The following is an 11683-nucleotide window of genomic DNA, read 5'->3' as shown; positions in this document are numbered from 1 at the left end:
TTTTATGAGTGATTTGAAAATCGCCGACCTTCAGAAAATCAGGGTCATCGCATTTCCGGGCGCACCCAACCTGCCGACCTTCGCGGCGATCGAACAGGGTTTCTTCGCGCAAGAAGGCCTGAATGTCGAAATTTCGCTGACCCCCAGCTCGGTCGCCCAGGCGGAAAAGACCGCCGCCGGCGAGTTCGACATCGTTTTCACCGCCTTCGACAATGTCGTAGCTTATGGCGAGGGCCAGGGCGCGACGGCCGAAGGCGTCAACCCGGATTACGTCGTGCTGATGGGGGCGACCCAGCTGGAACTGGCGATCGTCACCGCGCCGGAAGTCAAGACTTATGAGGACCTGAAGGGCCGCTCGGTCGCCCTCGACGCGCTGACCACCGGTTTCGCCTTCGTGCTGTTCGAGATGATGGCGAAGAACGGGCTCAGCCGCGCCGACGTCACCTTCGCCGCCGTCGGCGCGACCCCGCAGCGCTGGCAGTCGGTCAAGGCAGGCGAACATGCCGCGACGCTGACGATCGAGCCCTTCACCAGCATCGCCAAGCGCTCCGGCTTCAACGTGCTCGACGTTTCCTCCAACCATTTCGACAGCTACCAGGGCGGTGTGATCGCCGCCCGCCGGTCTTACGCGGCCGAAAACCCGGACACCGTGAAGGCCTTCATCCGCAGCTATCTGAAGGGTCTCGAATGGACGCTCGACCCCGCCAACCGCGAAGCCGCTGCAACGCTGCTGCAGGCCAGGATGCCGGATATCCAGCCGGCGGCCGTGCCCTCGATCATGGCGAGCCTGCTCTCGCCGCGCTCCGGCCTGACGCCGGGTTCGAACATCCTGCCGGAGGGCATGAAGACGGTTCTCGACTTGCGTTCGCGTTACGGCAAGGGCGGCAGGCAGTTGACAGATGTCAACAAGTATCTCGACCTGTCGTTGTTCGAAGCCGTCACCGGCGAGAAATAAGGGCCGACGCCCTCCTGATTGGATGACACGCGAAAAGATGCGTATATCGTAAACTGGCACATCGCGGCCGATGGGATCCGTATCGAATTGTCCCTGGGACCCGGCCTTGAATTTGTGGAATTGAAGAGGAGGGGCCGCATGTCCCGAGTAACCATCACCGTCAACGGCACGCCGCAGACACGCGACGTCGAGGACCGCACGCTGCTCGTGCAGTTCATCCGCGAGCATCTCGGCCTCACCGGCACCCATGTCGGCTGCGACACAACCCAGTGCGGCGCCTGTACGATCCATCTCGACGGCAAGGCCGTGAAGAGCTGTACCGTCCTGGCCGTCGCCGCCGACGGCTCCGACGTCACGACGATCGAAGGTCTTGCCGACGGCTCCATCCTGCATCCCATGCAGCAGGCCTTCCACGAGCATCATGGCCTGCAATGCGGTTATTGCACGCCGGGCATGATCATGGCCTCGGTCGACATGGTGCGCCGCCATGACGGCGTGCTCGACGAGCGCACCGTGCGCCATGAACTGGAAGGCAATATCTGCCGCTGCACCGGCTACCACAACATCGTCAAGGCGGTGCTGGACGCAGCCGAAAAACATCGCGCGGCGCATGCCGTGGCGGCAGAATAAGCGGAAAGGCGACAGACCATGTACACAACGACCTATCACAAGCCGAAGACACTGGCCGAGGCCGTCGAACTCTATGAAGGCTCCGAGGAGCCCTCCTACCTCTCCGGCGGCCATACGCTGATCCCGACGCTGAAGAGCCGGCTCGCCGCACCGCAGCACCTGATCGACGTGCGCGCCATTCCGGAACTCTCCGGCATCGAGGTGACCACCGACAAGGTGATCATCGGTTCGGCCACCAAGCATGCCGTCGTCGCGGCTTCGAAGGAAATCAAGGCCGTCATTCCGGCGCTTGCAGGCCTCGCAGGCTCGATCGGCGACGTGCAGGTGCGCCATATGGGCACGATCGGCGGCTCGACCGCCAATAACGACCCGGCCGCCGATTATCCCTCCGCCGTGCTGTCGCTCGATGCGATCGTCCATACCGACCGCCGCGCAATCCCGGCCGACGAATATTTCCAGGGTCTCTACACCACCGCGCTGGAGCCCGGCGAAATCCTCGTCCGCATCGAATTCAGGATCCCCGAAATCGCCGGTTATGCGAAATTCCGCAACCCGGCCTCGCGTTATGCGATGGCGGCCGCCTTCGTCAGCAAGCATCGCGACGGCCATATCCGCGTGGCGATTACCGGTGCGGGCAATGAAGGCGTGTTTCGCTGGACGGAGGCCGAAGAGCGGCTGACGGAAAATCTCTCGGCGGAAGCGCTGGAAGGTCTCGCCATCGATCCCTCGCGGATGATGGGCGACATGCATGCGCCGGCCGACTACCGCGCCCATCTCGTCGCCGTGATGACCCGCCGCGCCGTGCAGAATCTCGGCGGCACGCATATCCTCTGAGACTCGATACGTTTCCCCTCTCATGCCTGTGCCTATGGGGTGAGAGGATGCGGCTCAGGTGGGATCGTCCGCCTGCCTGCGTGATGCCCGCCCCAGCAGCCGGAGGCGGGCGTCAGAGTTCGGCGTGCTCAGCCGATCAGAGCATTCACGAATGCTACTATGTAGAAGCCTATGACGATCAGGCATGCCAGGGCCAACAGAAAGGCTGGAATACTGTTCATGATGCTCCCTCCATGCCAATTTCCGTCAACGTGCGGCAAGGCGGCGATTTCCTTTTGAACTGCTTTCGGGTGAACCAGGGTTAACGAAAGGTTTCCAGCGGAAGGACCATCCGGAACCTTCATCGTGCCGGTTCGTGTTGCAGCCTCCATTCGATCAAGATATTTCGTTGAATATCACGCTAGCCAAACCTGGCCCTTCGAGATATTCAGAAGGATATTCCGCTAGAGGATTGGAGAGGAAGACCATGATCATCAACCGCCACTCCTGGCTTGGCGCCGCTCTTGCTGCGGCGGCCGCCGCCTTCCTGTCGCTGACCTCACTGGCGGCCCCGGCCGCCGCACAGGAAAAGGTGACCGTTTTTGCCGCCGCCAGCATGAAGAATGCGCTCGACAATGCCAACAAGGCATGGAGCGCCCAGGGTGGTAGGGAAATCACCGTTTCCTATGCCGCGAGTTCGGCACTCGCCAAGCAGATCGAAACCGGCGCTCCGGCCGACATCTTCATCTCGGCCGACCTCGACTGGATGAAATATGTTTCCGACAGGAAGTTAGTCAAGGAAGACACCAGGACCAATTGGCTCGGCAACCGCATCGTGCTCGTCGCCGCCAAGGAGAATGCCAAGCCGGTCGACATCAAGCCCGGCTTCGACCTTGCAGGCCTGTTGAAGGGCGGACGTCTGGCCATGGGCGAGCCGAATGCGGTTCCGGCCGGCAAGTACGGCAAGGCCGCGCTTGAAAAGCTCGGCGTCTGGCCCTCGGTCGAAAAAAGCGTCGCAAGCGCGGAAAGCGTGCGTGCAGCCCTCGCCTTCGTCTCGCGCGGAGAGGCGCCCTACGGCATCGTCTACCAGACGGATGCCGCGGCCGATCCGGGCGTTGCAGTCGTCGGCACCTTCCCGGCCGACACGCACCCGCCGATCATTTATCCGATCGCAATCCTGACGGAATCGAAGGCCAGGGATGCCGCCGCCTATCTCGAATTCCTGAAATCGGCCAAGGCGGCTTCCTTCTTCGAAAAGGAAGGTTTCACGGTTCTGAAGTAGCCGACCGGATCATCCGGAACCGGATGGAAGCGGCTCCGAAAGGGGCCGCTTTTCCTTTTGTCGCCGAGGCACCCGACCCATTTGCAGGTGCCGGCACGGGTCAAGACGTGTTCACGCATTCTTTATTCCGGATTTCCGAACAATCCGTTTGGAAATCATTGCCTACCGGCTGGAGAGGGGCACTCCCATCTCAGGGTCGGAAGCAAGGCAACGAGCTTCACCAAATCGAAAAATTGCGGGGCCGGCTCCCAAGCGGTTCCGCTCCAACCAAGGACCAAGACCATGAAGACCATTCTTTCCACTCTCGCCGCCGCGATGATCGCTTCGGCTTCCTTCGCCGGCGTCGCACTTGCAGAAGGCGATTATTACGAAGGTGCCTCCAAGACGAAGGCTGCTTCGCACGTCGACCGCGTCCAGCATGTCGACCGCGTCCAGACCGGCAGCATCAACCACGACCACGCAGAGAAGGACAGCCCGCGCTCCGTCTTCGAACCGAGTGACGGCGACAACTACTAATCCGCAGCTCATTCAAGATATCGAATACATCCGCCGGCCGGTCGCAAACTTTGAGCCACGGATGCACTCTGAAAGGACCAAGACAATGAAGACTTCCATTTCCGCTATCGCCGCCCTGATCGTCGTCAGCTCGTTCGCAGGCTCCGCCCTTGCCGATGGCGACTATTACGAAGGCACGTCCAAGACCCAGGCTTCCGCCAAGGTCGACAATGTGAACACCGGCAGCATCGGCCAGACTCGCGTCGATACCGACCGCGGCCAAGTGATCTTCCAGCATGAAAGCCGCGACAACCGCTAATCGCGGTCCAGTCCGCGCAGCTCATTCAAGATACCGAATACATCCGCCGGCCGGTCGCAAACTTCGAGCCACGGATGCACTCTGAAAGGACCAAGACAATGAAGACTTCCATTTCCGCCATCGCCGCCCTGATCGTCGTCAGCTCGTTCGCAGGTTCCGCCCTTGCCGAAGGCGATTATTTCGAGGGCACGTCCAAGTCTCAGGCCTCCGCCAAGATCGACAATGTGAACACCGGCAGCATCGAGCTGGCCCGTGTCAACGCGGATCGCGGCCAGCCGGTCTTCGAAAAGACGACCCGCGACAACCGTTAAACTGCGGTTTCGCAGGCCAGGGCCGCGCCGCGGCCCGAGGTCTTCTTATCAGTGAATGCCCGTAATTCGCATATCCTGGTGCAGGGAGAGACTTTGGCTCTGCCATCGCTCTCCCACCGCCTTTCAAGACTCCCCCGTGATAACTTTCCCGCCAGTATCTAGCCATCCGGCCCATCTCGATATATCCAGAGTGATATATTGATCGGCGAATAGGGTCGAGCGTTTGGACTGGCTGCATCTGAGTGACGAGGAATGGACCGCGATCAGGCTCAGCCTGTGGGTTTCCGGCGTCGCCATGGTCGTCAGCCTTCCCTTCGGCATCTTCATCGCCTATCTTCTGGCGCGCGGAAGGTTCTGGGGAAAATCGGTCCTCAACGGCATCGTTCATCTGCCGCTCATCCTGCCGCCGGTCGTCACCGGCTTCATCCTGCTCATCCTGTTCGGCCGTCGCGGCGTCATCGGCGCCTTTCTCAACGATCATCTCGGCATCGTATTCTCCTTCCGCTGGACGGGGGCTGCACTCGCCTGCGGCATCATGGGTTTTCCGCTGATGGTGCGCGCCATCCGGCTTTCCATCGAAGCGGTCGACCGCAAGCTGGAGGATGCCGCCGGTACGCTCGGCGCGAGCCCCGCCTGGGTTTTCCTGACGGTGACGCTGCCGCTCATCCTGCCCGGCGTGATCTCCGGCATGATCCTAGCCTTCGCCAAGGCCATGGGCGAGTTCGGGGCGACGATCACCTTCGTCTCCAATATTCCAGGCGAAACCCAGACGCTTTCGGCGGCGATCTACACCTTCACCCAGGTGCCGGGCGGCGACGCCGGCGCCATGCGGCTGACGCTGGTCGCGATCGCTATCTCCTTTGCGGCACTGCTTGCCTCGGAATTCCTGGCCTATCTCGTCGGCAGGAGGGTCGATATCGAATGACCCATCCCGGGACCGGCCTTGTCGTCGAAGCGAAACAGAGGCTCGGGGAGTTCGTCCTCGACGCGGGCTTTGCCTCGCAAGGCGGCGTGACCGCGCTTTTCGGCCGTTCCGGCTCCGGCAAGACATCGCTGCTGCGGGTCATCGCCGGCCTCTCCCGGCCGGATCGCGGCCGGCTGACGATCGATGGAGACGTGCTGCTCGATACGGAAAACCGCATTTTCGTGCCGAAGCACAGGCGGCGTTTCGGTTATGTCTTCCAGGAAGGCCGGCTGTTCCCGCATCTCAACGTGCGGCAGAACCTGAATTACGGCCGCTGGTTCGCACCGAAGGCGGCGAGGAAAGAAAGTTTCGACCACATCGTCGATCTGCTCGGCATCGAAGCGCTGCTCGAACGGCGGCCGGGAAAATTGTCCGGCGGCGAAAAGCAGCGCGTCGCGATCGGCCGGGCTCTCCTTTCGGCTCCAAGACTGCTCCTGATGGACGAACCGCTCGCCGCGCTCGACGACAACCGCAAGGCGGAAATCCTGCCCTATCTCGAACGGCTGCGCGACGAGACGGCGACGCCGATCATCTATGTCAGCCATTCGGTCGCCGAAGTGGCGCGGCTTGCCGACAAGGTCGTGGTGATCAGGGACGGCCGGGTGGAAGCCGTCGGCTCGCCATCCGAGGTCCTCTCCATGCCGTCGACGGACCGCCGCGACGCGGGCGTGGTGCTCGCCGGCACGGTCGAGGCGATCGATATCCCGCACCGGTTGGCGACGATCCGGCTCTCGGCGGGGGAGATCATCGTGCCGAATGCCCATGTGGAGCAGGGGCGCGGCGTCCGGGTGCACATTCCCGAACGCGACGTGATGGTCGCCACCCGGCGGCCGGAAGGATTGAGCGCCCTCAACATCCTCGAAGGCCGGATTGCCGCCATCGAACCCGATACGGACGGCATGGTGCGAATCCGGATCCGGGCCGGCGAGGATATTCTGCTCGCCCGCATCACGGCGCTCTCGGTCGAACGACTCGATCTCAGGTTGGAAAAACCGGCTTTCGCCGTCATCAAGACGGTGGCGCTGGAACGTTAGCCCCGCATCGTGACGAGGGCCAGATCGAACCTGATACGCTGGCGTTTCCGAGGTTGAGCAAGCTCGAAGGAAATTTTGCACACGCGTACATTTTGTCATCCGGGTGTTATGGAGCACCTCTAAACCGCTTCCTGTTGATGATCTTTCAGCGCTTCCGGAGGCCTTGGCCCATGGGCTTTCACGGGTCTTTCCAAGGTTTCGGAGGCAGCCATCTCGCTCTTCGGGGAGTTAAACCATGACTGTTCTTCCGATCCTGAAATCCGCCGCGCTCGCAGCCGTGCTGCTCGCCTCGACCGCGGTCTTCGCCTCCGCCAAGGATGTCACCATTTCCGTCTGGTCCGGCGGTTCCGGCCCGAACGACAACTACCGCACCGATGCCTTCGACATCGCTGCCGATATTCTCGAGCGTGAAGCCGCCATCCGCGGCGAGCAGCTCAACATCATCGTCCAGAAGACGCCCTATTCCGGCTGGGAAGACTTCAAGCAGGCTCTGACGCTCGCCGCCGAAGCCAAGAAGGCGCCGAACATCGTCGCCACCGGCCATGAGGATATCGGTCCCTGGGCCCAGGCCGGCCTCATCGTTCCGGTCGAAAACTATATCGACCTCGACTCGTGGCCGATCGGCGACATCTATCCGAACCTGATGGAGATCACCTCCTTCAACGGCGCCGTCTACGGCATTCCGCAGGACGCCGAATCCCGTCCGATGTTCTTCTGGAAGCCCTACATGAAGGCCATCGGTTACACCGACTCCGATATCGAAGCGCTGCCGGGCAAGATCGAAAAGGGCGAATACACGCTCAAGAACGTGCTCGAAGACGCCAGGAAGATGCAGGACAAGGGCCTCGTCCAGGCCGGCTACGGCTTCTATCCGCGCAACAGCAACGGTCCGGACTACTGGCAGTTCTACACGTCCTTCGGCGGCGTGATGGAAGAAGAAGGCAAGCTTGTCTTCGACAAGGCCGCGATGAAGCGCACCTACCAGTATTTCGCCGATCTCGTGAAGGCCGGCGTCACCAAGAAGAACCACATCGGCATGCCGGGCGACCAGTGGTGGAAGGAAGTCGCCACCGGCAAGGCTGGCATCTGGCACGGCGGCACCTGGCACTATGCACGTCTCGTCAACCAGGAAGGTCTGAAGGATTTCTTCGCCAACGTTCAGTTCACGCTGATCCCGGCCGGCGAAGGCGGCAAGGCCAACACGCTGACCCATCCGCTTGCCTACCTCTTGATGGCCGGCCACACCGAAGAGGAAACCCAGATCGCCGCCGACCTCATCAAGATCGCCTCCGAGCCGCGCATCAACGCGCTGCACGCGATCAAGTCAGCCCATCTCGGCATCTCGCCGTCCGAAACCAAGGTCGACCTCTATGCCGGCAACCGCTGGGCATCGGAAGCCACCGAGCGCCTTCTGCCGCATGCCAACGCTATGCCGAACAACGCTGAATTCGGCAAGTACTGGACGATCATGTGGAAGAACCTCGAAGCCACCTGGACCGGCGCCAAGACCGCCGACGCCGCCGTCAACGATGCCGAAACCGAGCTGAAGTCGACGCTCGGCAACTCGATCATCATCCGTTGACGCTAAGGGCGAGGTTTCCTCGCCATCCCGCGGGCGGCGCTCGCTCCGCCGCCCGCATCTATACCCATCCCCACCGGCAATCCGGGCTTTTCCCATGCGCACCTCAAGAACGCTCGGCCTGTTCATGATCGCGCCCGCGTCGATCATGATCTTCCTGTTCTTCCTGATGCCGGTCGTGCTGACCGCCATTTTCGCGATGACCAACATGAGCACGGCGACCGGCATTTCCGGCGGCGCCTGGCAGGTGACCCAGGCAGCCGTGAACCGGCTGAAAACGGACCTGCCGGAGCTTGCCGACGGCATCGCCGAACCGCGGTTCATCATCGATGAGGAGGGGCTGAAGGAACTCGAAACCCTGAAGCTCAAGCCGGGTTTCGCAGCCGAACTGCGCGCCGAACACATGGGCGAGGTCTATCCCTCGCGGCGCGAGGCGGAGCGGGTCATCAAGGCGCTGAAGGACCGGCCCTCGACCCGCGAGGTCAAGCAGATCTCCGACCTCTTCAACCGTTCGGTGCTCAACACCCGCTTCGAGACCCGCGACGAACTGATGGCGAACCTCAAGAAGCTCGGCTTCGACCTGACACCCCAGCAGCAGGATATCGTCGCGCGGGCCACCTATACCGGCTGGATCTGGACCACCGACAATTTCCGGATCATCTCCAGCTCGCCGGACATGGCGCAGATCTTCTTCAACACCGCCTTCTACGTCTCCGTGACGCTGCTCCTCTTCAATGTCGGCTACGCGCTCTTCCTGGCGCTGACCACCCATTACATGCAGGCCTCTACCGCTTCCGTCTTCCGCGCCATCTGGCTTCTGCCGCGCATCACGCCGGTTGTCATCTACGTGCTGCTGTGGAAATGGCTTACCTGGGACAGCGGCTTCATCTCCACCTTCATGTCCCAGTTCGGTTATCCGCCGAAGAACTATCTGCTCGACACGGCCTATAATGCCTGGTTCTTCGTCATCCTGATCAACGGCTTCATCGGCGCCTCGATGGGCATGCTGGTCTTTTCCTCCGCCATCAAGGCGATCCCGCAGACGCAGTTCCATGCGAGCGAAGTGGATGGCGCCAGCCGCTTGCAACAGATCCGCTACATCATCCTGCCGCAGCTTCGCTGGCCGATCCTGTTCGTCACCTGCTACCAGACGCTTTCGCTGCTGGCCTCCTTCAACGAAATTCTCCTCTCGACCCGCGGCGGGCCGGGGAAGGCGACGGAGGTCTGGTCTCTCGCCGCCTTCCACACCGCGCTCAACAATTATACCGGCAATCTCGAATACGGGCTCGGCGCGGCCATGGCGCTGGTGCTGGTGGTGGTCGGCATCATCCTGTCGCTCATCTACCTGCGCATCTTCCGTTACGACACGCTTATCTCCAAGCCGCTGATCGAGGACTGACGATGGCCGAGAAACCCCAACCTTCGGCAAACTTCTCCAGCCTGCCGGTGATCCTGCTGCTGACGCTGTTTAGCCTGCCGCTGGTGCTGATGTATGCCTATCTCTTCATCGACACGATCAGCGAGACCCCGGTCGGCTCGCTGATCCCGAACGAGTTCACGCTGCGCCACTGGAGTTTTCTCTGGCAGACGAAGACCGGCAAGCCGAACATCTGGCTCGTCACGCTCAACACCTTCATCTTCGCAAGCTGCATTACCGCAGTCATCCTGACGGTCGCATCGATGGCGGGTTACGTGCTGTCGCGCCTCAACGTGCCGGCGCGCGGCTTCTTCCTCGCCGGCGTGATGGTGCTGCATGCCTTCCCATCGGTGACGCTGATCATCGCGATCTTCATCGTGCTCCAGTATATCGGCCTCTACAATTCGCTGATCGGGGTGATCCTCGTGAAGGCGGCGATCGATCTGCCGCTCGGCATCTGGCTGATGAAGGGTTTTTACGACACCGTGCCCTGGGAAATCGAGATGGCCGGCATCGTCGACGGCGCCTCGCGCTTCACGGTCTGGCGCAGGCTCGTCCTGCCGCAGATCAAGCCGGCGGTGATGGCGCTCGGCCTGTTCTCCTTTTTGACCGGCTGGAGCGAGTTCATCCTGCCGCAGGTGCTCGCACCCGGTGCCCAGGTCCAGGTCCTGTCGGTCTATCTGGCGAGCCTGATCATCGACGACAACAATTTCGATTTCGGCACCTTCAAGGCCGTCGGCGTCTTCTACGTCGTGCCGGTGCTGATCCTCTACGTCTTCTTCCAGAAGCATCTCATGAACATCTACGGCGGAGGCACGAAGGGCTGATGCGCATCCTGCTCGACAAATTTTCCAAGAGCTTCGGCTCCACCAAGGTCATCGAGGACATGAACCTCGAAGTCGCGTCCGGCGAGATGCTGGCGCTGCTCGGCCCTTCCGGCTGCGGCAAGTCGACGACGCTGTTTGCCGTCTGCGGCATCCACCGTCCAACATCGGGCCGCATCCTGTTCGGAGACAGGGACGTCACCAACTTGCCGAGCCAGGAGCGCAATGTCGGCGTCGTCTTCCAGTCCTATGCGCTTTATCCGCATATGACGGTGGAGGAGAATATCGGCTTTCCGCTGATGGTGAAGCGGGCCGCCGCGCCCGACATCAAGAAGCAGGTGGCTGCGATCGCGGCACTCGTCCATATCGACAACCTGCTCGACCGCCGGCCCTCGCAGCTTTCCGGCGGCCAGCAACAGCGCGTGGCGCTGGCGCGTGCGCTGATCCGCCGTCCGGACGTGCTGCTGCTCGACGAGCCGCTCGCCAATCTCGATGCGAAACTGCGCCTTGAAATGCGTTCGGAGATCCGCCGGCTGCAGAGGGAAACCGGCATCACCGCCATCCTCGTCACCCATGACCAGGTCGAGGCGATGTCGATGTGCGACCGCATCGCCATCATGAAATCCGGCGAAATCGTCCAGATCGCCACGCCGTCCGCCATGTATAACGACCCGCGCACCTCCTTCGTCGCCGGCTTCCTCGGCAATCCGCCGATCTCCTTCATCAAGGGCACCGCCTTCCAGGGCGCATTTGTCTCGGGCGACGGCCATCTCAAGGTCCCGCTCGCTGCGTTGTCCGGCATTTCGGACGACACGCCGCTGACGCTCGGCGTCCGGCCTGAACATTTCGGCACGGGCGGCGATATCGCGGTCGAAGGCAGGATTGTCTTTGCCGAAACGCAAGGGCGCGAAAACCTTTACGATGTCGCCCTGCCGGACGGCTCGGTGCTGCGCTCGATCCAGCCGGTGAGGAACGACATCAAGCCTGGCGACCAGGTGCGCTGGATGCTCGGCAGCGATGCAGCCTTCATCTTCGCTGAAAACGGCCAGAGACTTTGAGG

At 61.8% G+C, this 11683-nt stretch carries 14 protein-coding genes; 13 read left to right on the top strand and 1 reads right to left on the bottom strand.

What is annotated here, in order from left to right; genetic code table 11:
- Window positions 1-4: 4 nt before the first annotated feature.
- The 3 genes from DMO26_RS16930 to DMO26_RS16920 all read left to right on the top strand — a co-directional run bounded on the left by DMO26_RS16930 (window position 5) and on the right by DMO26_RS16920 (window position 2419).
- Window positions 5-955, top strand: a complete 951-nt coding sequence (locus DMO26_RS16930; protein ID WP_226951319.1) for an ABC transporter substrate-binding protein — start codon at window positions 5-7, stop codon at window positions 953-955.
- 138 nt (window positions 956-1093) lie between these two features.
- Entirely contained in the window at window positions 1094-1585 is a 492-nt protein-coding gene (locus tag DMO26_RS16925) for a (2Fe-2S)-binding protein (protein ID WP_117193321.1), read from the top strand.
- An 18-nt stretch (window positions 1586-1603) separates the two neighbouring features.
- Window positions 1604-2419: an FAD binding domain-containing protein gene (locus DMO26_RS16920; RefSeq protein WP_117193320.1), complete on the top strand. Its 816-nt coding sequence runs from the start codon at window positions 1604-1606 to the stop codon at window positions 2417-2419.
- A 128-nt stretch (window positions 2420-2547) separates the two neighbouring features.
- Here DMO26_RS16920 and DMO26_RS16915 read toward each other — a convergent pair whose 3' ends face one another.
- Window positions 2548-2763, bottom strand: a complete 216-nt coding sequence (locus tag DMO26_RS16915; RefSeq protein ID WP_162894939.1) for a hypothetical protein — start codon at window positions 2761-2763, stop codon at window positions 2548-2550.
- Between the two features lie 122 nt (window positions 2764-2885).
- Between DMO26_RS16915 and modA the strand changes: the two genes are divergently transcribed.
- From modA to DMO26_RS16865, 10 genes are all read left to right on the top strand, one after another.
- Window positions 2886-3680: a molybdate ABC transporter substrate-binding protein gene (gene modA, locus DMO26_RS16910; protein ID WP_404947058.1), complete on the top strand. Its 795-nt coding sequence runs from the start codon at window positions 2886-2888 to the stop codon at window positions 3678-3680.
- 282 nt (window positions 3681-3962) lie between these two features.
- Entirely contained in the window at window positions 3963-4196 is a 234-nt protein-coding gene (locus DMO26_RS16905) for a hypothetical protein (RefSeq protein WP_117193318.1), read from the top strand.
- An 85-nt stretch (window positions 4197-4281) separates the two neighbouring features.
- On the top strand, window positions 4282-4494 hold the full coding sequence (locus DMO26_RS16900; RefSeq protein WP_117193317.1) for a hypothetical protein: 213 nt from the start codon (window positions 4282-4284) through the stop codon (window positions 4492-4494).
- 98 nt (window positions 4495-4592) lie between these two features.
- Entirely contained in the window at window positions 4593-4805 is a 213-nt protein-coding gene (locus DMO26_RS16895; protein WP_117193316.1) for a hypothetical protein, read from the top strand.
- Between the two features lie 223 nt (window positions 4806-5028).
- Entirely contained in the window at window positions 5029-5730 is a 702-nt protein-coding gene (gene modB, locus DMO26_RS16890) for a molybdate ABC transporter permease subunit (protein ID WP_117193315.1), read from the top strand.
- On the top strand, window positions 5727-6803 hold the full coding sequence (gene modC, locus DMO26_RS16885) for a molybdenum ABC transporter ATP-binding protein (RefSeq protein ID WP_117193314.1): 1077 nt from the start codon (window positions 5727-5729) through the stop codon (window positions 6801-6803). The genes modB and modC overlap by 4 nt, the downstream gene beginning before the upstream one ends.
- 235 nt (window positions 6804-7038) lie before the next feature.
- Window positions 7039-8385: an extracellular solute-binding protein gene (locus tag DMO26_RS16880; RefSeq protein ID WP_117193313.1), complete on the top strand. Its 1347-nt coding sequence runs from the start codon at window positions 7039-7041 to the stop codon at window positions 8383-8385.
- 94 nt (window positions 8386-8479) lie between these two features.
- The gene (locus DMO26_RS16875; RefSeq protein WP_117193312.1) at window positions 8480-9781 is read left to right on the top strand and encodes a carbohydrate ABC transporter permease; all 1302 of its coding nucleotides are present in this window, start codon (window positions 8480-8482) and stop codon (window positions 9779-9781) included.
- Window positions 9782-9783: 2 nt separating this feature from the next.
- On the top strand, window positions 9784-10626 hold the full coding sequence (locus tag DMO26_RS16870) for a carbohydrate ABC transporter permease (protein WP_117193311.1): 843 nt from the start codon (window positions 9784-9786) through the stop codon (window positions 10624-10626).
- Window positions 10626-11681, top strand: coding sequence for an ABC transporter ATP-binding protein (locus DMO26_RS16865; protein WP_117193310.1), 1056 nt, complete (start codon window positions 10626-10628; stop codon window positions 11679-11681). Before DMO26_RS16870 ends, DMO26_RS16865 begins: the two co-directional genes overlap by 1 nt.
- The last annotated feature ends 2 nt before the right edge of the window (window positions 11682-11683 follow it).

Source organism: Rhizobium terrae, from assembly GCF_003425685.1.
Classification (GTDB): Bacteria; Pseudomonadota; Alphaproteobacteria; order Rhizobiales; family Rhizobiaceae; genus Neorhizobium; species Neorhizobium terrae.
Note: the sequence above shows the minus strand (reverse complement) of the source record. Positions and strands in the feature narration are given on the sequence as shown.